19 protein-coding genes and 1 tRNA gene are annotated in these 26,068 nt (G+C 42.7%); 11 read left to right on the top strand and 9 right to left on the bottom strand.

The window, feature by feature from the left end; all coding sequences use genetic code 11:
- Positions 1-31: 31 nt before the first annotated feature.
- The 4 genes from I5349_RS10895 (at position 32) to I5349_RS10880 (ending at position 6,163) form a co-directional block, all read left to right on the top strand.
- Positions 32-1,756 (top strand): ABC transporter ATP-binding protein, encoded by a 1,725-nt coding sequence (locus I5349_RS10895; RefSeq protein ID WP_226391086.1) that lies wholly within the window; start codon positions 32-34, stop codon positions 1,754-1,756.
- A gap of 34 nt (positions 1,757-1,790) precedes the next feature.
- Complete coding sequence (locus I5349_RS10890) at positions 1,791-2,384, top strand: hypothetical protein (protein ID WP_226390804.1); 594 nt, start codon at positions 1,791-1,793, stop codon at positions 2,382-2,384.
- Between the two features lie 2 nt (positions 2,385-2,386).
- On the top strand, positions 2,387-2,899 hold the full coding sequence (locus tag I5349_RS10885) for a hypothetical protein (RefSeq protein ID WP_226390803.1): 513 nt from the start codon (positions 2,387-2,389) through the stop codon (positions 2,897-2,899).
- Positions 2,900-3,064: 165 nt separating this feature from the next.
- Complete coding sequence (locus I5349_RS10880; protein ID WP_226390802.1) at positions 3,065-6,163, top strand: PAS domain S-box protein; 3,099 nt, start codon at positions 3,065-3,067, stop codon at positions 6,161-6,163.
- A gap of 54 nt (positions 6,164-6,217) precedes the next feature.
- On the opposite strand, the gene I5349_RS10875 is transcribed toward I5349_RS10880, so the two are convergent.
- The 4 genes from I5349_RS10875 to I5349_RS10860 form a co-directional block, all read right to left on the bottom strand.
- Positions 6,218-7,162 (bottom strand): FKBP-type peptidyl-prolyl cis-trans isomerase, encoded by a 945-nt coding sequence (locus tag I5349_RS10875; protein ID WP_226390801.1) that lies wholly within the window; start codon positions 7,160-7,162, stop codon positions 6,218-6,220.
- Positions 7,163-7,293: 131 nt separating this feature from the next.
- On the bottom strand, positions 7,294-8,640 hold the full coding sequence (locus tag I5349_RS10870; RefSeq protein WP_226390800.1) for an outer membrane beta-barrel protein: 1,347 nt from the start codon (positions 8,638-8,640) through the stop codon (positions 7,294-7,296).
- Positions 8,624-9,178, bottom strand: a complete 555-nt coding sequence (locus I5349_RS10865; protein ID WP_317194245.1) for an RNA polymerase sigma factor — start codon at positions 9,176-9,178, stop codon at positions 8,624-8,626. The genes I5349_RS10870 and I5349_RS10865 overlap by 17 nt, the downstream gene beginning before the upstream one ends.
- Before the next feature lie 158 nt (positions 9,179-9,336).
- Positions 9,337-9,741, bottom strand: a complete 405-nt coding sequence (locus I5349_RS10860; protein ID WP_226390799.1) for an OsmC family protein — start codon at positions 9,739-9,741, stop codon at positions 9,337-9,339.
- 67 nt (positions 9,742-9,808) lie between these two features.
- Between I5349_RS10860 and I5349_RS10855 the strand changes: the two genes are divergently transcribed.
- From I5349_RS10855 to I5349_RS10845, 3 genes are read left to right on the top strand one after another with little or no spacing between them, the layout of a single operon-like run.
- A complete protein-coding gene (locus tag I5349_RS10855; protein WP_226390798.1) occupies positions 9,809-10,528 on the top strand; it encodes a hypothetical protein in 720 nt (239 codons plus the stop codon).
- Positions 10,529-10,583: 55 nt separating this feature from the next.
- Positions 10,584-11,465 carry a lipoyl synthase gene (lipA, locus tag I5349_RS10850; RefSeq protein WP_226390797.1) on the top strand — a complete coding sequence of 294 codons (882 nt, stop codon included), beginning with the start codon at positions 10,584-10,586 and terminating at the stop codon, positions 11,463-11,465.
- 41 nt (positions 11,466-11,506) lie between these two features.
- Entirely contained in the window at positions 11,507-11,842 is a 336-nt protein-coding gene (locus tag I5349_RS10845; RefSeq protein WP_226390796.1) for a hypothetical protein, read from the top strand.
- Between the two features lie 84 nt (positions 11,843-11,926).
- On the opposite strand, the gene I5349_RS10840 is transcribed toward I5349_RS10845, so the two are convergent.
- From I5349_RS10840 to gcvP, 4 genes are all read right to left on the bottom strand, one after another.
- On the bottom strand, positions 11,927-12,700 hold the full coding sequence (locus I5349_RS10840) for an HNH endonuclease (protein ID WP_226390795.1): 774 nt from the start codon (positions 12,698-12,700) through the stop codon (positions 11,927-11,929).
- Between the two features lie 235 nt (positions 12,701-12,935).
- Complete coding sequence (locus I5349_RS10835; RefSeq protein WP_226390794.1) at positions 12,936-13,694, bottom strand: hypothetical protein; 759 nt, start codon at positions 13,692-13,694, stop codon at positions 12,936-12,938.
- A 475-nt stretch (positions 13,695-14,169) separates the two neighbouring features.
- A complete protein-coding gene (locus I5349_RS10830; protein ID WP_226390793.1) occupies positions 14,170-14,937 on the bottom strand; it encodes a S1/P1 nuclease in 768 nt (255 codons plus the stop codon).
- A 124-nt stretch (positions 14,938-15,061) separates the two neighbouring features.
- Entirely contained in the window at positions 15,062-17,944 is a 2,883-nt protein-coding gene (gene gcvP / locus I5349_RS10825; protein WP_226390792.1) for an aminomethyl-transferring glycine dehydrogenase, read from the bottom strand.
- Positions 17,945-18,134: 190 nt separating this feature from the next.
- On the opposite strand from gcvP, the gene I5349_RS10820 reads away from it, so the two are divergent.
- On the top strand, positions 18,135-19,625 hold the full coding sequence (locus I5349_RS10820) for a M28 family peptidase (RefSeq protein WP_226390791.1): 1,491 nt from the start codon (positions 18,135-18,137) through the stop codon (positions 19,623-19,625).
- A 65-nt stretch (positions 19,626-19,690) separates the two neighbouring features.
- Here I5349_RS10820 and I5349_RS10815 read toward each other — a convergent pair whose 3' ends face one another.
- Positions 19,691-21,088, bottom strand: coding sequence for a DEAD/DEAH box helicase (locus I5349_RS10815; RefSeq protein WP_226390790.1), 1,398 nt, complete (start codon positions 21,086-21,088; stop codon positions 19,691-19,693).
- A 76-nt stretch (positions 21,089-21,164) separates the two neighbouring features.
- Here I5349_RS10815 and I5349_RS10810 point away from each other — a divergent pair, with 76 nt between their 5' ends.
- From I5349_RS10810 to I5349_RS10800, 3 genes are all read left to right on the top strand, one after another.
- Positions 21,165-22,502 carry a dihydroorotase gene (locus tag I5349_RS10810; protein ID WP_226390789.1) on the top strand — a complete coding sequence of 446 codons (1,338 nt, stop codon included), beginning with the start codon at positions 21,165-21,167 and terminating at the stop codon, positions 22,500-22,502.
- A gap of 64 nt (positions 22,503-22,566) precedes the next feature.
- Positions 22,567-22,642, top strand: a tRNA-His gene (locus I5349_RS10805).
- 432 nt (positions 22,643-23,074) lie between these two features.
- Positions 23,075-26,056, top strand: a complete 2,982-nt coding sequence (locus I5349_RS10800) for a SusC/RagA family TonB-linked outer membrane protein (RefSeq protein WP_226390788.1) — start codon at positions 23,075-23,077, stop codon at positions 26,054-26,056.
- The last annotated feature ends 12 nt before the right edge of the window (positions 26,057-26,068 follow it).

The raw sequence follows: 26,068 nt of genomic DNA, 5'->3' as shown, positions 1-26,068 counted from the left end.
ACAAGATATCAAAAGTGGAGAAATAGTAGACATGAAGGTGTTGCGTAAGCTTTACGACTACATCAGACCTTACAATCTCCAATTCTACTTCTTAGTATTCCTGACCATCGCACTGGCGGTCTTGGCCCCTACGCGTCCTTATTATATCCAAAAAGCCATCGATGACCATGTGGCCATTGGAGATTTTGAAGGCTTGATCTGGATGATCTATCTACTGATAGGACTTTTACTGGTACAAGCCATCGTGCAGTTCCTCCATACTTACTATTCTGGCTGGATTGGCCAAGTCATCATCAGAGACATGCGCATCAAGCTCTTTAATCACCTGACAAGGATGCGACTTAAGTTTTTTGACAACACACCGATCGGTAGGTTAGTCACGCGCAATATCTCTGATATCGAGACATTATCTGATGTATTCAGCGAAGGTCTAGCGGCCATCATTGGTGACTTACTCCAACTGGTCTTTATCCTCGGTATCATGTTCTACACCGACTGGAAGCTCACCCTGATCAGCTTGTGTACACTCCCGCTACTACTGCTCAGTACCTATGTGTTTAAGGAAAAAATCAAAGTAGCTTTCAACGATGTGAGAAATGCTGTCTCTAACATGAACTCATTCCTCCAAGAGCACATCACAGGGATGTACATCGTACAGATATTCAACAGAGAAAAGAGAGAATCACAGAAGTTCAAAGACATCAACAACGAGCATAAAAAAGCCAACCTGAGATCAGTACTCTACTACAGCATCTACTTCCCAGTAGCGGAAATGATCCAGTACATCGGGATCGGACTTGTGATCTGGTGGGGCGCTCGCAGTGTACTCAACTATGAAGTGACTGTAGGGATCATGATCGCTTTCATCATGTATTTGCAGATGTTCTTCAGACCTATCCGCATGATCGCTGATAGATTCAACACCTTACAACTCGGTATTGTGAGTTCTTCTAGAATCCTCAAACTACTCGATAGTGAAGAGCATATCCAAAATGATGGCAAACTCAAGCCAACCAAAATATCTGGAGACATCAAGTTAGAGAACGTATGGTTTGCATACAATGACGAAGAGTATGTCCTCAAAGACATCAACCTAGACATCAAGACTGGTGAATCACTCGCTCTGGTAGGAGCTACAGGTGCTGGTAAGTCCTCCATCATCAACCTCCTCAGTAGATTTTATGAAATCAATAAAGGACACATCTATGTGGGTGGGCATGACATCCGAGACTATGAATTAGGTGTATTAAGAAGCCATATAGGCGTAGTCTTACAGGATGTCTTCCTTTTTTCCGATACGATCTACCAAAATATCACGTTAGGTAATCCAGATATCACCCGAGAGCAAGTGATCGCAGCAGCCAAGCTTGTAGGAGCTGATAAGTTTATAGACAAACTCCCCGGTGGCTATGACTACAATGTGATGGAAAGAGGAGCTACTCTCTCTGTCGGTCAGCGACAATTGATCTCCTTTGTGAGAGCTATCGTCTATGATCCTGAGATCATCGTGCTAGATGAGGCTACATCCTCAGTAGATACAGAGACGGAAGAGATGATCCAGTCAGCCATCGAAAAGATGATGAAAGGCAGAACTTCTGTGATCATCGCACACAGGCTATCGACTATCCAAAAAGCAGATAAAATAGTCGTCATGCACAAAGGTGAAGTCAAAGAAATGGGCAAACACGAGGAACTCCTCCAGCAAAATGGCTTCTATGCACAATTGCATCAGATGCAGTTCAAAGAAGTAGTTTAGAGATTTTAACTATATTTAGAAAAAATATTCTGTAATGAAACTTTTTAAAATAGGTGCCATTTTTTTGATCTGCTTCTTGGCAGCCAATGCTAGCTTTGCCCAGAGACATTCTCTGGGTTTAAGACTTGGCGATCCTTTAGGTTTCAGTTACAAATACTATGTGGGAGATGGCTCAGCACTCGAACTCATCATAGGCCGTACTTCTGGCAGTACACAAGCCAATTACTACCGAAATGCCTTTCTAGACGACCCTAGATTTGACGATTTCAGCTATCAAGGCCACAATGTCGTTTCTTCTTCCTCTATGCAGGGACGATATGTATTTCATCAAGACCTGTATGAACAAACAGACTTAGAAGGACTCAGCTGGTATTACGGCTTCGGAGGACAGGTGAGGTTTATCAATGTGGACTATCTCTACGAAAACCTCACAGAACCACTCCCCAATCAGACCCGAGAGACCATCACCAACATCGACATGGGTATAGAGAGTATCCTCGGATTAGGCTATGAAATCCCTACAGCACCTGTCACCCTATACTTCGAAACCAGTCTTTTCCTTGAAATAATCGACCGATTTGGTCCCATGAGATTTCAAGCGGCTGTCGGTGCTAGATATATATTTTGATCATGAATCTAAAACGTAACCTCTACCTCATTCTCAGCTTACTCACTGTAGCAGGTATCATTTACGCATACCTAGGAGGCTTTGATACTCCAAGTATTACCATTGTAGAAAATACTACCCTTCAAGCAGAGGGCATCACCTATACTGGCGAGCAAAAAGATGAAGCCATTGCTGAATTGTTCAAAACTTTCCAAAAGTCCGTAGCCGCTGGAAAAGCAGATGCACTCTGTACGATCTACTACCTTGAGCCAAACGATGATAGCGATAGTACGCAGCTATTCATAGGACAACTAGCACCTTTAGCGCCCGCTGATACTTTAGAACAAAAGACATTTCAGGCAGCAGAGTGGATCGTAGTAGAGCTTACCTCTCACCCGATCGTGAGACCACACCCTGGCAAGATCGATGAACTGATCCAAGAAAAAGCACAATCACTTCAAAAATCAGTGATCAAGCCCTATCTAGAGCTTTATTTCCCGGATGAAACGCTCAAAGTATATGCTCGTCTAAAGTAATAGCAGTGCTCCCCTATTTTATTTTGATAAAACGGATTACAATGCTTTCTATATGCATTAAAAATCCCAAATGCTGATTTTTAATTTTATAAATCTGATAAAGCTTTCCGATTAGTTATTTTTTTCTAAAATTAGGAAGGATTAACAGTGCCTAATTTTACTATTATGTCAGCGATCCATGGCCTTCAGCCTGATGCCCCGCATTTACAAAAAATACTGGAACAATCACTCAATGTAGTCTGTACCATAGATGCTAATGGCATATTTGCCTACGTGAGCAATGCCTCCACCATCGTATGGGGATATACCCCTGAAGAACTCATCGGGAGGCATTTCCTAGACTTAGTACATGAGGAGGACAAGTCGAGAACTGCTGATGTCGCTACGCGCAAGACAAAAGGAGAAGACTTCGTACACTACGAAAACCGCTACATCAAAAAAGACGGTAGTATTGTCATCCATACATGGTCCTCCACTTGGGACGCTGCCAATCAGTGCATGTACTGCGTAGCCACAGACATCACCGCCCTGCGCACCCATGAAAAAATCCTCAAAGCCAATGAGGAAAAATACAAGCATATCTTTGATAGCAATCCAATACCGCTTTTCATCTACAACTTTAAAACGCTCCAAATCATGGAGTGCAATGCTGCCGCACTAGACAAATATGGCTACACCAAAGAAGAGTTCCTCCAACTGACAATCAAAGACATTCGCCCACAAGAAGATATTGCAGAGATCGAAAACGCCACCCGATCAGAGGAAGCTTATGGCAAAGCGATTCACCAAAAGATATGGAGACACCAAGCCAAAGATGGCCGTATCATCTTTTTTGACATCACAGGAAGGATCATCGACTACATGGGAGTACGTGCCAGCATAGTCCTACTAAATGACGTCACAGAAAAAATAAAAGCAGAACAGGAACTAGAAAAAAACAGACAGCTGCTCAATGAAGCAGAGCGCATCTCTCACGTAGGTAGCTGGGAATATGACCTCAAATCAGGAGATTGTATTTTCTCGGATGAATTTTTCAGAATACTTGGCTATGAGCCAGGGGGTATCGCTAGTACAGCAGATGCAGCCTTTATGAGCATACATCCAGATGATCAGCCACGTGCCAATGAAGCTGTGCAGCGTTCTATCCAAACAGGTGCTCCTTATGACATCGAAAAGAGAGTCATCAGACCGGACGGTAGCATCAGAGACATCCGATCTCAGGGAAGAGTGATCTTTGACAAAAATGGCCACCCCGAAAAACTCTATGGCATCTTTCAAGACATCACTGAGCGCAGACAAATAGAAAATAGAATCGCAGGTGAAAGAAATATCCTACGCGCTATCATAGACAATATTCCTGACTATGTCTACGTCACAGATCAGTCTCTCAAGCACGTGGTCAACAACAAAGCCATCCTCAAGCTCATGGGAGTAAATTCTGAGGAAGAAACGCTTCACAAAACACTCTTTGAATTTCTCCCAACAGAAGTTGCTGAGAAATACATCGCTGACAACATCCAAATCCTTAAAACAGGTAAAGGCATCTTTGACAGAGAAGAAACCCTTATCACCAAAAATGGTAAGAAACAACACATCCTCACGACCAAACTGCCACTTAAAGATCGTGTAGGGCAAACAGTTGGTGTAGTAGGTATCTCCAGAGACGTAACTTTCCTTCACAAGAGGGAGCGAGAACAAAACTTGATCTTTCAAATCATAACTGCATTGGGACAAAATGAGCAAATTCATGATGCCCTCAGAGAAGTTCTAAGCATCATTTCTTTGGAGTTGGGTTTTGTATTTGGAGAGGCTTGGCTCACAGCACTAGACCACCAAGAGATCCTACTCAGTGGCTCATGGGCCAAAGATGAAAAGAGCGCCATTTTCCTAGAGGATCAAAAAACTAATTTCAAAATAGGACAAGGACTAGTAGGCCAAACTTGGCAAGACAAATCTCTCACAGTCTATGAAGACATCACCCACCACCCTAAGTTTAGAAGAAAGGCACATGCCAAAAAGATCGGAGTAAACACCGCAGTAGGGCTTCCTATTCTATTCAAGGATCGGGTGATTGGCGTATTTACATTCTTACATCCAGAGGCAGTAGATGTCAACAATGACTTCAAGCGCTTCATGAAGCAGATCAGCATTCAGATATCACTAGACATAGAGCGCAAAAAGAGTGAGGATGAGCTCAAAAAGTTTTTCAACTACTCTCCAGACTTGCTCACCATTGCGGGCTTGGATGGATACTTCAAAAAAGTCAACCCCGCTTTCCATAGAATACTCGGCTATACCGAAGCAGAACTGCTCAGTCAGCCAATGAACCATTTCATCCATCCAGATGATCATAATCCCTCAGATCAAATTCTGAACTCTATCAAAAATGGAAATAACATTGTCAGCTTTGAAAACCGCTACCTCACCAAAGAGGGAGATATCCGCTGGATAAGTTGGAGCTCATCCATCCTACTAGAAGGCCAGCAACTGGTCTTTGGATATGGCAAGGACATCACTTTCCGCAAAACCTATGAAAACCAACTCAATGAACTCAACCAAGAGCTCAAGAGAAATGCTGCAGAGCTTGCTGCCTCTAATGCAGAACTGGAGCAATTTGCCTACATAGCCTCTCATGACCTCCAAGAGCCACTGAGAATGGTTACCAGCTTCCTCACGCAGCTAGAACGTAAGTACCAAAATCAACTGGATGAAAAAGCACAGCAGTATATCTACTTTGCAGTGGATGGTGCGGTGCGCATGCGTGCCATCATCCAAGACCTCTTAGAGTACTCGCGAGTGGGCAAAAAAGAGCATAAAAAAGAGCTAATCTCACTTGAAAAACTAGTGGCTGAAGTCATAGAACTCAATAAGACGGCTGTTGATGAAAGCAAAGCAAAAATAGAAATAGCTGCACTTCCGACTGTCACGATCTCTAAAGCACCTATGCAGCAAGTCCTCCAAAACCTCATCTCCAATGCCATAAAGTATCGTAGACAAGACATTGCACCGCACATTACAGTGACTGGAGGAGAAACTTCCGACCACTGGTGGCTTTCGATCAAAGACAATGGCATCGGCATAGAGCAAGAGTTCTTTGACAAAATATTTGTCCTCTTCCAAAGACTCCATACCAAAGATGAGTTTAGCGGCACCGGAATAGGACTAGCCATCTGTAAAAAAATCATCGACAACTTACATGGCAAAATTTGGGTAACCTCAGACCAAGAAGAAGGAAGTACTTTTCACATCGAAGTCCCCAAATAAAAAATCCCTAGCCGAAATCATATCGACTAGGGATTCAAAAGCTTTTAGATAAAACTAGCGAACGTTCAAAACTTCAAACTCATACACAATCGGCTCGTAAGCGCGCACATTGGTAGAGATCAGCCCTCTGTTAAATAGCACCTCTCTGAGACGCTCAGGGATGATTTGTAATCCTTTTCCATGAGCCTTTTCAGAACTCAAAATGACACGGTTTTTCTGCCCTCTATTCATATACTGAAACGCCTCATTCAAGCCCAAGAGTGTGCTCTCATTACCTACACGGATAGTCACAGGAGATACGCTGCCCGCCACTTGAAAATCATCAAAGTAGAAAGCCTCATAGCGCACATCTAAGAGCTGATCTACCGCTGCCGAATCTCCCTCTCCTGCTTCTAAGACTTGAAAGTAGACGCCCGGAGCGACTTCTTCCACGCCTTCATATTCATTCTCTGCGATAAAAGCCAAGATAGCCTCTTCATCTCGTGCCGCTACATCCTCAAGCGAAAGCTTTTCTGCTATGGTTAGATCTACGATCAAACTGGTTCTGCCAGGCAAGCCTTCAAAGCTATTCTCCCCGTAGGCCAAATATGAAGGAATATACAGCCTGTAAGTCTCTCCTTCCTTCATCAAACCTGCTGCGAGATTGAGCGCAAAAGGTAAAATACTACTGTCGGTCACCTGAAAAAGTTTTGGCAAACCATTAGAAGCTTGATAAGTATCTATCGGAGTTCCACTCAGATCAGTCATCGTGTAGTAAATACCCAAGATATCGTTATTAGCGATGGTATCGCCCTCTGGATTGTCTGTCAGGACACTGTAGTAAAAGCCTGTAGGGTCAAAAGTAGCGGTGATATTATTATCTCTGATAAAGTCTGCCAATCGCTTATTGTCCTGCTGCTGCAGTTTCTCAGCATCACTTTCTAAATCTCTCAAACAAGAACTCAAGCCGATAATGCCCGCTAAGGCTATCAAAGCAAATAATTTATTAGTCAATTTCATGCGTATTTGGATTAATATAAAATGTTGTTTCGGTCTAGACGATAAATATAAGGTATATGCAACTAGTTTAGTGCCAAAAAAACCACCGATAAGATCGATGGTCTTAATAAACAACCAATCTAATCTTAAAATTATTTTCTCTGGAGATCTAAATCAAAGCGTAAATTGAGTCCACCTATCCCAAAACGCTGCTGAGCATTGGTCATATCTCCAATAGGTAATTTATAATAAGGTTCAAGAGTCAAAGAAGTCCCGTTTTTGAGTTTCTGCTCCCAGCCAAATGACAGGTTGATCAACTGAAAAGGCTGGAAAGTATCAAAATCACTCACCTGCTCTACTTCTTGGAATACTGCGGGTGCAGCGGATACTTGAGAAGAAAACAGCCCTACATTACTAGTCACTGGTACAGGATTAGTAATGGTCGTCTTATTTTTTTCCTCAAAATATACCAGAGAAGAAAGCCCAGAAGAGACATACAGTCGCTTATTTTCCTGCTGATAAATACTGTAGCGTAAATTGATCGGAATATCAAAACCAGAAATCGCCACTACTTGACTAATCTCAGAAGGAGCTGATCGACTATCTAGGGTATTAAACCTTGCTTCACTAGCTAGCGCGTTTCGAAGCATATTATCATCAGGATCGAGTCTCATCTCCTGCTGCGCATAGACCACCCCGATATCTGCCGAAAGTCGCTTCGTTAGCTTCACTTCCGAAGCCAGTCCCGCACTCATGTTCCAGTTGGCTTGTCCCCCAGCAATATTCTGTACAGACTGAGGAGCGACCATCACACCAAGCTTGACTGGGCGCTTATCTTTTTTCTCCTTTGGCTCATCACCCTCTTCGAGCCATTTAGCGATGACTTCCTCCGCAGCAGCTTCCGCTTCCTCAGGGGTCTTCTCCGTTTCTTGTGCAAGCAATATCTCAGGTTTATTGGCCTTTGACCTTTCTACAAAGCTATCACCTACCCAAGCCGCCAGCTGAGAAGATATATCCCTAAAATCTATCTTCGGCTCCCAAGAAAATAAAGCCAATAATCTTTCTTTAGTCACCTCGTTTACACGATGAGGAGATGACTGATCGATCTCACGATTTGTTACAGTACGACTAGCTATTGCAGTAGGCTGCAGGATGTTTGGCTGGTCACTAGAAGCTGTAAAAGCTTCAGTAGCTGAGTCAATACCCTCTCTTTCTACAGAATCGATGACTTGCTCACTGCTAGGATTGACGGCAGTTGCCATAGGACGCGAAAGAGGCATTTGCTCTTCTGCAAAATAGCGCAAACCAATAGCCGCAAATAAAGCAGTCAAACTAGCAGCTGACAGCCACCAGATAAAAGCCACCCTACGTTTACGCTGCTGCTTAGCAGCTAACTTTTGCTGCATAGCTGTCCAGTGCGCCTCATTAAAAGGCGTCTCTAGGGCTTCGTATGTAGCCTTTATCTTTTGACTAAGTTTTTTATCAAATGGCTCCTTCATATTTCCCGCTAAACTTTAGCTCACAGAGTGTTCTCAATTTTTGTTTGGCTCGACTCAAATAAGTCCTTGAGGTACTGGCTGGAATCCCCAGCGTCTCCCCGATCTCTTGATGCGTATAGCCTTCTATTTCATACAGGTTAAAGACCACCCGATAGGGGTCTGGCAGCTGCCCCATCATATCCATGATATCTTGTGCACTGAGTCGATCGATAGCATTTTCATCCTTTACCTCCACAGACACCTTCTCTATCTCCATCAGGGCATAATGCTTCACATTTTTGCGATAGTAATCTATGGCTGTGTTAACAATGATCCGTCTCAGCCAAGCCTTGAGAGATTTGCGTGGATCATGCTGATCGATCTTATCAAAGACCTTCATAAAGGAATCATTGATGATTTCGCCTGCCTCATCTTTGGAATGTGCATAGCGCAAAGCCACAGACATCGCATAGCTATAAAAGTGCTTGTACAGCCTTTCCATAGCGCGCGCATCGCCCGATTTACATGCTTCGACTAAGTGATGTTCCAAATCTTCCAAAATAAAAAGCTAGCTGAGCCATAGCCTGAGAAGACTATTTGTCATATAAAGAAGACGCAGCCTTACCCTCTTACGCTACAGCAGGGATGAAAAATATTCCAAAAATAAAAAAAGCCCTGTCAAATCTCTCCGACAGGGCCAACAAATTGATAATCAGCTTAAAAGTTGAAATGAATATCCTGCTCCAAATCTGGATGCAAGCTCAAAGCTACAGGACAAGTACGGGCAGCATTTTTGAGTTTTTGAAGCTGCTCAGTACTCGCTTGTGGCTGAGGCCACGTGAAGTGAATCGTCACCTTCGAGATTTTACGTGGATTGGCAGACATCACCTTAGTCACCTCCCAACTAAGCCCTGACATATCGATCCCATCACGCTCAGCTACGATTCCCATGATGGTCACCATGCAGCTACCCAAGGCTGTAGCGACCAAGTCTGTTGGAGAAAATGCCTCTCCTTTACCATTATTATCAGTAGGTGCATCCGTGATGATAGCCGTCCCAGACTGTATATGAGTCGCCTGCGTGCGAAGATTGCCTAAATAGGTTGCTTTTGCTGTTGCCATAAAACTTAGTCGCTTATTTTTGAGTTTAATGATTAGTGTGTAATTTTAATAAAAAACTGAATACCTAATGTTTAGAAAGGTAAGTTATTTGCTCTTTTGCTCGCTGATCCTTAGCCTAAGTGCCAAGGCACAGACCATAGACTATGACTATGTCACTGAGACAGTATATGGAGTAAATAAAAACACCAATGGGGGACTCATTGGCGGGCTTTTTATCAGACATTCTAGAATGATCGATGACAACATGTTTCATGTTTTCGGACTAGAACTTTCTAATGTCAAGCATCCCAAAGAAGTGAGATACACTTCCTTCTTGGGCAATACCTACATCTGGGGTAAGCAAAACTACCTCTACAGCATCAGACCACACTACGGTAGAGAGCTCATCCTTTTCAGGAAAGCTCCACAGCAAGGCGTCCAAGTAAGTGCCATAGGAGCCGCAGGACCTACCTTTGGAATTGTATCTCCATACTACATAGACTACGCCACTTCTCGATTTGACTCTGAGCGCGTACCTTTCGATCCTTCTGTTCATGACAACAGAGGAGAAGTACTTGGGCCAGGCCGCATATTCCAAGGATTAGGAGAGTCAGAAATCAAAGTAGGAGCACATGCAAAAGTAGGGCTAGCCTTCGAATTCGGCACCTTCAAAACCAACGTGACCGGTGTAGAAGCAGGCTATATGATCGAAGCTTTTCCTCAAGAAATCGTACTTGTGCCTACCGCACAGAACCGAAGCGTCTTTCATTCTGTTTATATCTCACTATACTACGGATTGAGAAAATAAAGGGAAATTGGGTTTATAAGACCATTTCCGTAATTTCGCATCAAATTAGAAACACATGATTGAATTGCCAGTAATATCCCAAGAGGAAACACAACGCACTAAGAAGCCTAACTGGCTGAGAGTGAAGCTTCCTGTTGGTAAAGAATATGCCAAAGTAAGAAAACTAGTCGATCAATATAAGCTGCACACCATCTGCGAAAGTGGCAACTGTCCCAATATGGGCGAGTGCTGGGGAGCAGGTACTGCTACTTTTATGATCCTAGGTAATGTCTGCACAAGAAGCTGTTCCTTCTGCGCAGTAGCCACTGGTCGTCCACCTGAGTATGACACAGACGAACCAAGAAGAGTTGCCGAAGCGATCAAACTCATGGGGGTCAAGCATGCAGTCCTCACTTCTGTCAACAGAGACGAACTCAAAGACCGTGGGGCAGAGATCTGGCACAATACTGTAGTAGAAACCAAAAAACTCAGCCCAGAGACAACCATAGAAACACTTATACCAGACGTGAAGTCCAACTGGGATGCCCTCATCCACATGATCAATGCAGGGCAGGAAGTAGTCTCTCACAACATGGAAACCGTAGAGAGACTCTACAGAAGAGTAAGACCGCAGGCCAAGTATGAGCGCAGCTTAGAGCAAATCAAGCGCACCAAAGAATTTGGTCAGCGTACCAAGACCGGTATCATGCTCGGACTAGGAGAAACGCAAGACGAAGTGTACAAGGCCATGGACGACCTAGCTGCACATGGATGCGATATCCTCACGCTAGGACAGTACCTACAGCCTACTAAGATGCACATCGAAGTGGCAGAATTTATCCACCCAGATATGTTTGATCACTACAGAGAAGAAGGCCTCAAACGAGGACTTAAGTATGTAGAGTCAGGTCCACTGGTACGCTCATCTTACCATGCCGAAAGACACGTAAACGTATAAAAAATGATCCCCTTTTACAGGGGATTGTTTATTTTAGCACCATGATGAAAAAAGAAACAGCCGAAGCCCGCCTGCAAGAGATCAAAGACATCCCCAAATACAAGTATGTACTCAAATATGGTATCTTACGATTTGGTATCTTAGTCGCCCTGATGACACCCGTAGTCACCCTGATCATGGATGGCGTCTTTTCATTTCAAGCGCTCATGGATAGCTATTTCAACGTCTCAGGATTGGTGAGATTCATCGTCCAAGCACTCGTAGGAGGCATCCTCTATGGCCTCTACCTCCGCTACTCCCAGATCAAAATGTACGAACGCGTCATCAAAAGCCACCAAACCTTCGAAGACGAAAGCGGAGACAACATGCAGAATTGAGAGACTTATCGCGTATAGTAAACAGCGCGGTCAGAGAGGTAGTGATAGACAAAAAATAAAATATATAATCCTCTTTCAAAAGGGTTATTCTTTAAAGCAGAACTCGTTATGATACTTTAATAGGTTGACATCTGGAAGGAATCTTGAAGGAAGAATCATGTCTTTATTATGATACCTCAAAAAATATTCTTCTACAGACTCAGATTTCTTTTGCTTAAATAACAGTGATGAAATCTTGATTTTATAATCTGTTGTGATCGTCATTAAACCAGTTTCAAAAGCCTTATCATGAAGTGCATTAATCGCAATTCCATTTTGAAGATTTAATCTATTCTTTTCATCAATACTCCAAGGTTTGATATGACCTGCAATTAAAAATTCCTTTTGCTGAATCCCCGTAATACAACACGTGTCATTATATGAAGCTAAAATTGATCTTCTAAAAAATGACTGATTAACTCTAACTTTAATCACTTGTTCTCTCATTTTACCTTCCTTTGGCAATTCAACATCTGGTATATCATTGAGCTTTTCTAAGGTAGTTTGCTTAAGGTTTGCTAAAAGCTTTTCACTTAGATAAGGGAGGCTATCCCAATTATTAAAAAACTCATTCCATATTTCCGCATCAAGTTTACTGGCATTTGTAGCCCCTTTTATTCCTCTTGCTTTTAAACTCAGATCCAGACTCGCAAAATTAACAAGTTTATAAGCGACAGAACTTGGAGTTCTTCCAATTAAATCAGCTAGATTAATGATCTCAGGGTTTTGTCTATGCAGTCTTCCAAAAGGCAATTTGCAATAAAGATTTATTGCTAAAATCAATTCCTCCCTAGTCCAAAGTTTTTGACCCTGCTTCATACATCAACTTCGAACTCTAAAATAAACTCGAAACCACAGCTTATTGAAGAGCATTGGTGGTATTGCATATTATCAATTTCTAACAAAATTTTAGTCCTAATACCACATCTTGAACATGTCTCGGGTTGTTCGGTGGCAATAAAAATTTCAAGCTCACTCATAAAATAAAAGTATTTAAGTCATTCTAATATCTAATAAATCTCCCTCATTTCCAACACCCCAAAAAAGGGGAGTACTACTCCCCTTGATAAACCTTAGCATCTAAAATGTGCATCGCAGTACCGCTTACCAGCAAGTCATACTGACCATTGACAAACTTATACGATGTCAACCTACACAAGACCAAGCCCATGATCGGCCGCTCCGTAGGAGAAAAGACTGAATGCACATCCAACTCATGCGTGAAAAACTTTGGAGCCCCCTTTCGCTCATAAGGGATATAAGGCATATAGTCTGGTTCATTGAGATCGATTAACTCATCGAAACTGCCATACTCATCAAAATACAGCGCATGTAGCGACAAGGTGTAGTGCGTAGCTCCTGGCGGTATCTTATTGATATGGTCCGAATAGCGCACACGCATCATACTGCCCTCATGCTCTACTTCTGGCAGCCAAGACATGATATAATCAGCAGACTTACCTTTAAAAAACTCCAAGCTTTTCAACAAAGACACATCGCCATAACTCACCTGACGCTCCCCCTTTGGATGCACTGGATCTGTTGCCATGATCCGCTGCAGCTTCCCTGTCAACTGAGAGGAAAACCGCCCATGAACCAGATGACCCAGCAGATGACTGATCGAATTCCTAAGCCTTTTGGCCACTTGAGAAGCATGTGCAAATTCCCGATTTGCCTGCTTCACACCCTTTGCATTTTTCAACTTTCGATTGGATCTAGAAGTCGTTCGCACAAAGTAATCTTTGCCCATTTTGTAAAACAAAAAGTCTCCAATACGACCTCTTAGTCTCATGATACCACTTTGTTTTGCCATGATATTAGATTTTGGTGAAGGTCTAATTAAAAAATAAAAATAATTAAAAGCAAATTATTTAATGTTTAAATGCTATTAATTTACCCTTACAAAAAATTTTAGAAGCCTTTTTTTAACTATTTATAAACATATCATAGCCGTATCTTAGCCGTACTTTAGCCGTATTAGACCCGTTAAGCATAGTCTTTACATTGGATCAACTATGGGTTTTGAGTAGTTTCAACAGGCAGGTACCAGTGGGGGTCAACTTTCTATAAAATGAACAGCACAGCAGCAACCAGCTCCGAAGCATTTATAGCATAGTAACCACACCATTTCAACAAGCAACGCCATACCTCACAGCAACAGGATCCAAACTCTCAGCTACCTGCTAACTAAATACAGCACTCACCATGACCACTTCCAACAGCCACCATAAAAAAACGCTGTCCCCAGATACCTAGAGACAGCGTTTGTTAAAAGACCAATTGAATGATTAGCCGTAGATCTCATTGAGTACACCCGCTAGACGGATACCCGCCAAAAGCATGCGCTCCTCTGCAAGTGAGAAATACTTATAGCTATACTCATAACCCATATTTTTATCCTCAGGCACATCATAGACCATCGGTCTGCACTCCATAGACTCTGCCATCCACTCGACCACTGTAGCCTGTTGCCACTCCTTGATCTTGTTCTTACTAGCAGCCATATTGAGGTGCTGCGCAAGTTCAGTATAGCTGATTGCTTTACCATCGATCATCTTACTATCCCACACGCTGTGTAGATTAGTCGCCTGACCAAACCAGTTAACTCGAACATTATTACCTCCACGGTCATCGCCTCTACCCACGTGTAGTGGCTGATGCAAGTCACCGACCATGTGGATCAGAAATTTCACATATTCCCACTCCTTTTCCTTCGTCAAACCACCTGCTTTGAGCTCTTCGATGATACGAACAGTTGCCTCATAGGCATCTCCGCCCTTTTCTTGGATTGTCTTGTCATACTGCTGACCATCAGGGATCGTCACCCAGTGCCAAGTATTGGTATAATCATAAGCCTCATCAGACCTGATCTCATCCATCCAGACACTCGCCATAGCGACTGACTCAGCTCCTAGGATCTGCTTTATCCTAGCTTTGGCTTTCTTATTTAAATGCCACTCAGCGATCTGACCGATAGCACGGTGACCCGTCTGACCCCAACCAAATGACTGTAGCGAGATCACTACCGCTAAGCAACTCAAAAACAATTTTTTCATAGAATTAAATATTGATGTATTACAAGCCTCAAATATAAGCGGCAATCAAATGAAGCCACAGCCGCTCACATTAAATAATGATGAATAAAGCAAAAGTCCCACGGTTGAGGTGGGACTTTTTATCTTAAGCTTCTGCGTAAGCTTCCGTAGGGATACAGCTACACACGAGATTTCTATCTCCATAAGCAGAATCTATTCTGCCGACAGTCGGCCAGAACTTACCCTGCAACTTCACATAAGGCAATGGATAAACCGCTTGCTCTCTAGTGTATGGATAGTTCCAGTCATCTGCCAAAGCAATAGCAGCAGTATGTGGTGCATTGACTAAGACGTTATTGTCTTTATCTACTTTACCCTCTGCCACTGCAGCTACCTCAGCGCGGATGCTCAAAAGCGCATCACAGAACCTGTCTAGCTCTGCCTTAGTCTCAGACTCTGTAGGCTCGATCATCAGCGTACCAGCTACTGGGAATGATACAGTAGGCGCATGGAATCCATAGTCCATCAGACGCTTAGCGATATCTTCTACCTCGATACCGAAGTTTTTGAACGAACGACAATCCACGATCATCTCGTGAGCACATCTGCCGTTAGCCCCTGTGTAGAGGATATTGAAGTTACCTTCTAGTCTATTCTTGATATAGTTAGCATTGAGGATAGCCATCTTAGTAGCATTGGTCAGACCCTCAGCACCCATCAATCTGATGTATGCATAAGAGATCGTCAAGATGCTTGCACTACCCCATGGTGCTGAAGAGATCGAAGAGATCGCCTGCTCACCACCTGTTTTGATATTTGGATTGCTTGGAAGGAATGGCGCCAAGTGAGCAGCCACACCGATAGGCCCCATACCAGGTCCACCACCACCGTGAGGAATACAGAAGGTCTTATGCAAGTTTAAGTGACAGACGTCAGCACCGATTTTACCCGGGCTAGTCAAACCTACCTGAGCGTTCATATTAGCACCATCCATATAGACTTGACCGCCATACTGATGGATGATGTCACAGATCTCGATGATACCTTCTTCAAATACCCCATGCGTAGAAGGATAAGTTACCATCAGCGCAGAAAGCTTCTCCTTATGCTTCTCAGCCTTTTCTTTCAAATCAGCGATATCGATATTACCACGCTCGTCACACTTCACGATCACGACATCCATACCCGCCATTACTGCAGAAGCTGGATTAGTACCGTGAGCAGAAGATGGGATGATCGCCACATTTCTATGGAAATCTCCCCTGCTTTGGTGGTAAGCCCTGATCACCATCAGACCTGCGTACTCACCTTGTGCACCAGAGTTTGGCTGGAGAGAGGTATCTGCAAAGCCAGTGATCTCAGAAAGCCACAAGCTCAAATTGGCAAACATCTCCTGATAACCTGCCGCCTGTCCTACAGGAGCAAATGGGTGGATATTGCCAAACTCAGGCCATGTCACAGGAATCATCTCTGTAGTGGCATTGAGCTTCATGGTACAAGATCCCAAAGAGATCATAGAGTGTACCAAGGAAAGGTCTTTCGCTTCCAAACGCTTGATATAGCGAAGCATCTCATGCTCAGAATGGAAACTGTTAAATACTGGATGCTCTAAGTAAGTCGATTTTCTGGTAAGGTTTTCAGGAAGATTCAAAGTGATGTCTTTAGCCAAAGCTGCTACATCTACTGTCTTACCAGCCACCTCAGCGAATATCGATACGATATCCTGTACGTCCTCTAGAGTAGTCGTCTCATCTACTGCGATATAGATAGTATTCTCTGCATATCTAAAGTTGATCTCTCTACCAAGTGCGATTGAATGAATCGTACGCTGAGTAGAAGCATCGATAGAAATTTTGATCGTGTCAAAATACGTCTTATTGACTTGAGTATAACCTAGCGCTTGTACAGCCTTATCTACCAACTGCGCCATACCATGAATCTTCAAGGCAATGTTCTTCAAACCTTTTGGTCCATGATACACACCATACATACCTGCCATCACCGCGAGAAGCACTTGTGCCGTACAGATGTTAGAAGTCGCCTTCTCTCTTCTGATATGCTGCTCCCTCGTTTGTAGTGCCATTCTGTAGGCCTTATTGCCATGTCTATCGATAGACACCCCGATGATCCTACCAGGTAGTTGTCTCTTAAATTCTTCCTTCGTAGCAAAGTAAGCCGCATGCGGTCCACCATATCCCATCGGGATACCAAAACGCTGGGTCGTACCGATCACCACATCTGCACCCATTTCACCTGGAGGTGTGAGCAGCGTCAAGCTCATCAGATCCGCGGCAAAGGCCACCAATACATTTTGCTCCTTAGCAGCAGCGACTAGGTTACTGTAATCGATTACTTCACCCTCTGCATTTGGATACTGCACGAGGATACCATATAAATTAGGATCTGTTAGATCTGCTTCTGCTATTTTACCAATCACCAATTCGATACCCACAGGGATCGCTCTAGTCTTCAACAAATCGATCGTCTGAGGAAACAATGTCTCATCAACAAAGAATTTGTCTGCCTGCTTCTTCTCTTTCGTTCTAGAGCCAGCAAGCATCGTCATCGCTTCAGCCGCAGCAGTACCTTCATCTAGTAGAGAGGCATTGGCGATCTCCATGCCTGTCAACTCCATGACCATCGTCTGGAAATTGATCAAAGCCTCTAACCTACCTTGTGCGATCTCAGCTTGATAAGGCGTATAAGCCGTATACCACCCTGGATTCTCAAGGATATTTCTCAAGATCACCCCAGGTACATGCGTATTATAATATCCCAAACCGATGTATGATTTGAATATCTTATTCTTTGCAGCAAGCTTTTTTAGTTCGGCCAAAAAGGCGGTCTCCGTCTGAGCAGCTGGCAGATTCATCGGCTTAGTGAGCCTGATGTTTGCCGGAACTGTCTGGTCTATAAGTTCGTCCACACTGGATACCTTGAGAAAATCAAGCATCTCTTGGATCTCTGTAGTGTTAGGGCCGTTATGGCGATTCTCGAACTTGATGGATTGATTCAAATCAATTTTCATAAATGGAAATAGTAGACTGATTGAGTTGGGTTTATATTCTATTTAATGCCACAAAGGTATAATTAATTGTGCTAAAAAATAGTTTACCAAACACAGTATTTATCTACATCCAAGCAAGCTTTTCCACTAACGGTGTAGGTGCATGAGGATTTTTTTTATAGGTTAGTGAAAAAATTAAAAATCATATCCTATGAAGTTGAAAAATGGACTATTGGCGTTAGGAGCAACGCTAATTTTTTGTGGTGCGCAAGCACAGGACAAAACAGCGATAAAATACGCCAACTCGATCACAAATGAAGACCTTTATGAGCGTATAGCAGTGCTTTCATCTGATGAGATGGAAGGTAGAGATACTGGTAAAAAAGGCCAGAGAATGGCTGCCGAGTATATTGCTAATTTTTACAAAAGCCTTGGCCTAGTAGACCCTACTAAAAGCGGTACTTACTTACAAGGTTTTGACTTGACTTCTACTGCTTGGGGTGATGTATATATCAAGAGCGGTAAGACAACTCTTAAAATCGACCAAGACCTGATCATGGCAGGTGATGCAGACATCAAGAAAGCCGCCAAAGCAAAGCTAGTATTTGTAGGCAATGGTTCTGAAGAAGAATTCAATGCTGCTGATGTAAAAGGCAACCTTGTAGCGATCCTTTCTGTAGGTGCTAACTACAACACAAAAGCTAACCTAGCCAAAGAAAAAGGCGCGATCGGTGTAGTAGTAGTCAATATTGGAGAAGAAGACAGATTCAAGACGACTGTAGAGCGTTATGCAACTTTCAACTCAAGAGGCAGACTAGGCTTTGACAGGCCTACTGAGCAGTTCCCAGTATTCTTAGTAAGCCCTGCTGGTATGGCTGGCTTATTTGGTACAGATGCTGAGACACTCATGGCAGCTAAAGGTGGTGCATTCAAAACAAAGAATGTGACCTACATGGCAGAAAAAGTAAAAACTGCCATCCCTACTGAAAACGTAGTAGGCTTCATAGAAGGAACAGACAAAAAAGAAGAAGTACTTGTGATCTCTTCTCACTATGACCACATCGGTGTAGCACCAAACGGTGATGTATTCAATGGAGCAGATGATGATGCTTCTGGTACAGCTGCTGTGATGGAAATCGCTGAAGCTTTCAAAAAAGCAGCAGATGCAGGTGACAGACCAAGAAGAAGTGTGCTTTTCCTCAATGTAACAGGAGAAGAAAAAGGACTTTTGGGATCTAGCTATTACTCAGAAAACCCGCTTTTCCCTCTAGAAAACACGATCAACAACCTCAACATAGACATGATCGGTCGTGTAGATAACAACTACAAAAACGAAGAAAACCAAGACTATATATACGTGATCGGTTCTGAGATGCTATCTTCTCACTTGAAGATCGTCAGCGACTATGCCAATGCTACTTATGTAGGTTTGAAGTTAGACTACAGATATGATGACGAAAATGATACCAACAGATTCTACTACAGATCTGACCACTACAATTTCGCTAAAAACAACATCCCTGTGATCTTCTACTTTAACGGTGTACACGATGATTACCACAAAGTAACAGATACCATTGAAAAGATCGAGTTTGACCTCCTCAACAAGAGAACAAAATTAGTCTTCTTCACAGCTTGGGATCTTCTCAATAGAGAAAACAGAACACCAGTAGACAGAGTAAACACACGTCCAGCGAGATAATCAAAAGACAACACTATAAAAAAAGGGTCTCCAAAACATAGGGACCCTTTTTTTATAGCTACTAATTACTTACTTCTCTTAATCTTTCGGCCGGTTGGACTCTGCCCTCCTTTGATAGGCTTACCTCGCTTCGTATTACCTCTTCTATTATTCTTTTGGCTATTTGGATCAGTACCCCTAGCATTCTTTTTAGAAGGAGTAAACTCTCTCGCCTTTTTCTCATGAAAAGCGCCCTTAAAATCAGGATCAAGCTTCTTCTTCTGATCATCGATCTCTCTTAAGATCAACTGTTGCTCATCAAATGGCGTCTTCTCGATCACGACTGCCTCAGGGATCTCCACCACTGGTATCTTCATTCGGATCAACTGCTCAATCTGACCTAGGTGATAGGCCTCTGCATCATTGACAAAAGTGATCGCAGTACCTGCATGATTAGCCCTACCTGTACGACCTACCCTGTGCACATAGTCCTCATAGATCAGTGGCACATCAAAGTTGATCACATGACTGACCATAGACACATCCAATCCTCTAGCAGCTACATCGGTAGCCACTAGCAAGCGTACATTGCCTTCCTTAAATGCCTCCATTGAATTGATCCGAGTATTTTGACCCTTATTTGCATGGATCACCTTCACTTGATCTTCAGGCAGCTTTCTGACTAAGTATTTAAAGAGACTCTCAGCTACTTTTCTAGTCTTGACAAAGACGATCACCCGATTAAATGCTTGCTCATCTTCCAGCAAATGCATCAATACATTTACCTTAGTCTTGAAGTTAGGCACCATATAGAGACTTTGTTCGATGGTGTCTGTAGTAGTAGCCTGAGGAGCGATCTCTACTTTCTCTGGAAACTCCAAAAACTCCTCACTCAACTTCTCCACTTTCTCATGAAAAGTAGCACTGAAAAGCAAGTTTTGACGCTTAGTAGGAATGATCTCTAAGATAGATTTGATCTGATGCAAAAAGCCCATATCCATCATCTTATCCGCCTCATCCAGCACCATGGTTCGGATAGCTTTTACAGGTATTTTACCTTTTCTATACAAGTCTAAAAACCTCCCAGTAGTAGAAATGATGATATCTACCCCAGCTTCCAAGATCTCTATTTGTGTCTTAGGCCCTAATCCTCCATACAAGCTCACATAGCGGAGATCCGTGTACTTACCCAACTCACGAATATTTTCTTCTATCTGCATCACAAGCTCCCTTGTAGGCGCTAGGATCAGCACTCTTGGCTCTGTTCCCTGTGCATATTTAGCTTTCATCAAGATAGGCAGCACAAAAGCAGCCGTCTTCCCAGTCCCTGTCTGTGCTATCCCAAGCAGATCATGACCCGCCAAGATCAAAGGAATAGCCTTCTGCTGAATAGGGGTAGGCTGGTCATAGCCCAAATCCTCTACCGCATTGAGGAGTTGCTTATTGATCTTAAAGTCTGAAAATTTTTCTATTGGAGTCGCCATGGTAAAAAGGGAATTTGAGAAAGTTTCGTGAAAAAGTCTTATTTCACTAATTTTAGGAAAACTAAAATGAAGCTTTATGAAGAGTATTTTAATTGCCAATGCAAATATAGTAAATGAAGGCCAAGTATCTTCAGCTGATGTGTTGGTAAAAAATGGATTGATCTTTAAAATAGCCAAAAACATCCCTAAAGAAGAGGCTGATACCCATATAGATGCTACGGGGAAATATTTATTCCCAGGAGTGATAGATGATCAAGTACACTTCAGAGAACCAGGACTTACCCATAAAGCAGAGATTTATACCGAAGCCAAAGCTGCTGTAGCAGGAGGCATCACTTCCTACATGGAGATGCCCAATACCACTCCCTCCACTACTACCATAGAACTACTCGAAGAGAAATATGCCATCGCAGCCAAGCGTTCTCTAGCCAACTACTCTTTTTATCTAGGTGCCACCAATGACAACTTGGACGAGATAAAGAAGCTAGACCCTCAAAAAGTCTGTGGAGTCAAAATCTTCCAAGGTTCTTCAACAGGTAATCTGCTAGTGGACAATGAGCAAGCCTTAGAAAAAATATTCAAAGAGTGTAAGCACCTCATCGCCATCCACAGTGAAAACGACCACATCATAGCTGCCAATGCCGAGCAGTACAAAACACAGTTTGGAGAGGACATCCCAATCAAATACCACCCGCATATTCGATCAGAGGAAGCCTGTTATGCTGCTTCTAAGTTTGTAGTAGACCTCGCATCAAAGTATGGCACAAGACTGCACGTACTACACATCAGTACAGCCAAAGAACTGAGCCTCTTCAGCAATAGACTACCCCTCACAGAAAAACGCATTACCGCAGAGGCTTGCATCCACCACATGTGGTTTTCTGAGGAAGACTATGAGACCAAAGGAACCTTGATCAAATGGAACCCAGCGATCAAAAAAGCCAGTGATAGAGATGCCATCCTAGCCGCTGTCAAAGACGGCACCATAGATGTCATCGCGACAGACCATGCCCCACACACTCTAGCCGAAAAAGACAACACTTACTTCAAAGCTCCTTCTGGTGGGCCACTCGTACAGCATGCGCTCGTAGCGATGCTAGAACTCCACCACCAAGGGAAAATCAGCTTAGAAATGATCGCCCAAAAAATGTCTCATGATGTAGCCACCATCTATCAGGTGGAAAAACGTGGATTCATCAGACTTGGCTACCATGCAGACCTGACTTTAGTAGACCTAGACAGTCCATGGGAGGTGAGCAGAGAGAATGTATTATCCAAATGCGGCTGGTCTCCATTCGAAGGACAAGTGTTCAAATCTAAAGTAACTCACACGATCGTCAGCGGACATCTTGCTTATGCAGAAGGCCAATTTGATGAAAATCAGCAAGGTGCAAGATTACGTTTTGAAAGGTGATATTTTTTATCAAATTTCATTGACTTGAACACACTTTAAAGCTACATTTGCACTCCAATTAAATGGTGATTGTAGCTCAGCTGGTTAGAGCGCTGGTTTGTGGATCCAGAGGTCGCGGGTTCGAACCCCGTCCTTCACCCTTATTTTTCACCCTTCGGCTTGCTGGAGGGTGTTTTTTATTAATAGCTACCTTGAAAAGTCAAAATGGCACATACTTTGCTAAGAAAGTAAAAACTTAAACTTTTTCGGGGTATGTTAAATTTCAAAACAGTCACAGCAGCACCAATTATAAAGAGCGTAGATCTTAAAAGTGTGCAACTATACATGAATAAATTTGAGGAAGCGATCAGAACTTTCGAAGAAGTAGAAAGAGAATGTATCAAAGCTGCCTCAATTAAAAGGTAATCCATAGTGGATTTTGGGTTTATTGTTTGAAAAACCACGTTTTGTTAACGTGGTTTTTTTATGCCCTGATTTTTTAGCTTCATATTGTTTGATACACCATATTTATTATCTAAATTTTACAGGTTTTTAAAATAAAACCTTAGATGTATCATTTAAATCCAAACACCATGAAGCACATTTTCAAAATGAGCCTCGTATGCCTACTCATAATAGGAAGTACGGGATGGACATTTGCTCAGTATGTAGTGACAGGTAGAGTTACCGATGCAGGTAATTCTCAGCCACTATTCGGAGTAAATGTCGGAATTAGAGGAACAACACTTGGAACTATCACTGATGATGATGGCCGATTCTCCTTAGAAGTTCCAAATAATAACAATGCAACTATTGTAGTAGCCTTTTTAGGTTACACAAGCCAAACTTTTCAAGTTGGCCCAAATAGCAATACAAACTTAAATGTAGCTCTGAGAGAAGACATTACAAACCTCGAAGAGGTAGTTGTAACAGGTCTTGCCTCTTCAGTCAAAAGAAGTAACCTAGCCAATTCAGTATCATCTGTATCCGCTAGAGAGCTTACAGGAACTACCACAATCCAAACGACAGATGGTGCATTATACGGTAAAGTAGCTGGTGCCAATATCCGTTCAAATGGTGGTGCTCCAGGTGGAGGTCTATCAATCCAACTCAGAGGTCTATCTAGCTTACAAGGAGCCTCTCAGCCATTGATTATCCTAGATGGAGTATATATCAACAACTCCTTCCAAAGAACAGGTAGAGCTTCTGCCAGTGGTGCTGGAGCTTCCAATCAAGATGATGGTTCTAACAGGCTTGCAGATATCAACCCTGCTGACATTGAGTCTATAGAAGTACTCAAAGGTCCATCTGCTGCCGCTATTTACGGTACACGAGCTAATGCAGGTGTAGTGATCATCACGACCAAGCGAGGTGCTTCTGGAAGAACGAATGTATCACTTGCACAAGACATCGGATTTGCCCAACCACTTAGACTTCTAGGAGTAGATGGCTGGAGCAATGAAAAGATCGATGTATTCTATGCCTCAAATAATACAAGAAGACTTTTAGAAAGAGATCGTTTTGCAGCTGCTAACGGCAACTTCATTGACTATGAGGATTATTTTTACAACAATACTGCCTTGCTTACAAATACCCGACTATCGATCAATGGTGGAAATGATAACACCAAATTCTTCGTGTCTGCAGGGGTAACGAATGAAGACGGTACGGTAAAAAACACTGGTTTTGAAAGATATACCATCAGAGCCAATATAGACCAAAAAATCTCTAACAGTATCAGATTAGGTGTCAGCTCTAACTATGTAAGGTCTAGCTCTGACAGAGGTTTCACAGGTAACCAAAATAATACTGGTGCCAGTATTGGTTATACCATAGCTTACACGCCTAACTATTTTGACTTAAGACCAAATGAGCAGGGAATCTATCCAAATAACCCATATTTTGCAGAAAACCCTATTGCTTTGACAGACAATGCCGTCAACAACTCATTGGTCAATAGATTCATCCAATCATTTACTCTTGATGTTGATCTTTATAAAAGCAATACCTCATTCCTTAAGTTTCAATTAAATGGGGGTCTTGATTTCCTTCAAAATACCACACTCATCTACCTTCCTGAGTTTTTGCAGTCTCAGAGAGCCTCGGCTAACCCTGGTGATGTGATTTGGGGCAAGCAAGAAAGTTTTAATACAAACTTACAAGCAGCATTTATTTACAACTGGAATATTGGTCAAGTAAATATGAACTCCACAGCTGGTCTTGTAAGACTAGACTTCAATAATAATGGTCTATTCAATAGAGGTAGAGGACTTGCTCCTGGTCAGCGAAATATACAACAAGCGACCATCCAATCTATCGATCAGCAATTCTTCTCTGAAGTACAAGAAGCTGGTGTATTCGTACAACAAGAAGCCAACTATGATGATAAAATCATCGGTACAGTAGGTATTAGATGGGATAAGTCTACCTTGAATGGAGATAATAACCAATTCTATGCATTCCCTAGAGCATCATTAGCAGTTAACGTTGCAAATTTTGACTTTTGGAATGTGGGAGCCGTGTCACAATTGAAGCCTAGAATTGCCTATGGCGAAACTGCTGGCCCCGTAGGTTTTGGAGCTACATTTACACCACTTGGTGGAGCTAATGTTGGTGGACTTTTAGGATCTGTAGTCTCTACTGCTATAGGAAATACATCCATCTTACCCGAAACTGCTCAAGAATTGGAATTCGGTATCGATGCAGGCTTCCTAAATAATAGAATCAATTTAGAAGCTACATACTATATCAAGACTACGCAAAATAACATCCAAAACCTTAATTTATCACCTGCAACAGGCGTTAATACAACACCTAGCAATGAAGCTGAATTAGAAAACAAAGGTATCGAACTTGCCCTTTCGGCTGTCATAGTAGACAATGCCAAAATGAGATGGTTCTCTCGCGTGATGTGGTGGAAAAATGAGGCTTTGATCACTAGACTCGGAATTCCTACCTATTTAACTGGCGCCTTTGGTTCTGGACTAGGTACATACATGATCGCAGAAGGTTTTGCCCCTACAACGATCGTAGGAACGCCAGTAGATACTAGCGTGCCAGGTGGATTTACAATCTGGGGAGACGCACAGCCAGACTTCAACCTATCTTGGTTCAACTCTATCAATATTGCTAAGAACCTAGATATTACTTGGTTGTTTGACTGGAAAAAAGGTGGCGATAACATCAACTTAACTAACTTCCTCACTGATGGCGGTGGTACTACTGCTGGCTGGTTTGGTGATGACAACAATGATGGTGTGCCAAACGGAAGACAAAGAGAACCTGCCCCATACAACAATGCTGGTAGATGGGTACAAGATGCCTCTTTCATTAAGCTAAGAGAAGTGGGTGTGTATTATACACTTCCTAATAGCTTCACTTCTGGCCTATTTGATGGAGCAGTACAGAAAATCAGAGTAGGTGCCTCTGCAAATAATCTACTACTCATCACAGATTATGAAGGATACGACCCAGAGACTTCTACTTTTGGTGCTGCAGCACTAGCTAATAACGTAGATATCGCCCCTTATCCAACGCCAAGAAGGATATTCTTCCATATCAACATTGATTTTTAATAGATCCTAAAG

Origin of the sequence: Penaeicola halotolerans (assembly GCF_016464625.1) — a bacterium.
Classification (GTDB): Bacteria; Bacteroidota; Bacteroidia; order Cytophagales; family Cyclobacteriaceae; genus Penaeicola; species Penaeicola halotolerans.
Note: the sequence above shows the minus strand (reverse complement) of the source record. Positions and strands in the feature narration are given on the sequence as shown.

Coding starts and splice junctions, on each gene's coding strand:
- lipA (WP_226390797.1), top strand. CDS start 10,584: ATGATTGAATTGCCAGTAATATCCCAAGAGGAAACACAACGCACTAAG.
- I5349_RS10860 (WP_226390799.1), bottom strand. CDS start 9,741: ATGGCAACAGCAAAAGCAACCTATTTAGGCAATCTTCGCACGCAGGCG.
- I5349_RS10875 (WP_226390801.1), bottom strand. CDS start 7,162: ATGAAATTGACTAATAAATTATTTGCTTTGATAGCCTTAGCGGGCATT.
- I5349_RS10895 (WP_226391086.1), top strand. CDS start 32: ATGAAGGTGTTGCGTAAGCTTTACGACTACATCAGACCTTACAATCTC.
- I5349_RS10835 (WP_226390794.1), bottom strand. CDS start 13,694: ATGGCAAAACAAAGTGGTATCATGAGACTAAGAGGTCGTATTGGAGAC.
- gcvP (WP_226390792.1), bottom strand. CDS start 17,944: ATGAAAATTGATTTGAATCAATCCATCAAGTTCGAGAATCGCCATAAC.
- I5349_RS10890 (WP_226390804.1), top strand. CDS start 1,791: ATGAAACTTTTTAAAATAGGTGCCATTTTTTTGATCTGCTTCTTGGCA.
- I5349_RS10800 (WP_226390788.1), top strand. CDS start 23,075: ATGAAGCACATTTTCAAAATGAGCCTCGTATGCCTACTCATAATAGGA.
- I5349_RS10815 (WP_226390790.1), bottom strand. CDS start 21,088: ATGGCGACTCCAATAGAAAAATTTTCAGACTTTAAGATCAATAAGCAA.
- I5349_RS10810 (WP_226390789.1), top strand. CDS start 21,165: ATGAAGAGTATTTTAATTGCCAATGCAAATATAGTAAATGAAGGCCAA.
- I5349_RS10885 (WP_226390803.1), top strand. CDS start 2,387: ATGAATCTAAAACGTAACCTCTACCTCATTCTCAGCTTACTCACTGTA.
- I5349_RS10855 (WP_226390798.1), top strand. CDS start 9,809: ATGTTTAGAAAGGTAAGTTATTTGCTCTTTTGCTCGCTGATCCTTAGC.
- I5349_RS10830 (WP_226390793.1), bottom strand. CDS start 14,937: ATGAAAAAATTGTTTTTGAGTTGCTTAGCGGTAGTGATCTCGCTACAG.
- I5349_RS10870 (WP_226390800.1), bottom strand. CDS start 8,640: ATGAAGGAGCCATTTGATAAAAAACTTAGTCAAAAGATAAAGGCTACA.
- I5349_RS10820 (WP_226390791.1), top strand. CDS start 18,135: ATGAAGTTGAAAAATGGACTATTGGCGTTAGGAGCAACGCTAATTTTT.
- I5349_RS10845 (WP_226390796.1), top strand. CDS start 11,507: ATGATGAAAAAAGAAACAGCCGAAGCCCGCCTGCAAGAGATCAAAGAC.
- I5349_RS10840 (WP_226390795.1), bottom strand. CDS start 12,700: ATGAAGCAGGGTCAAAAACTTTGGACTAGGGAGGAATTGATTTTAGCA.
- I5349_RS10880 (WP_226390802.1), top strand. CDS start 3,065: ATGTCAGCGATCCATGGCCTTCAGCCTGATGCCCCGCATTTACAAAAA.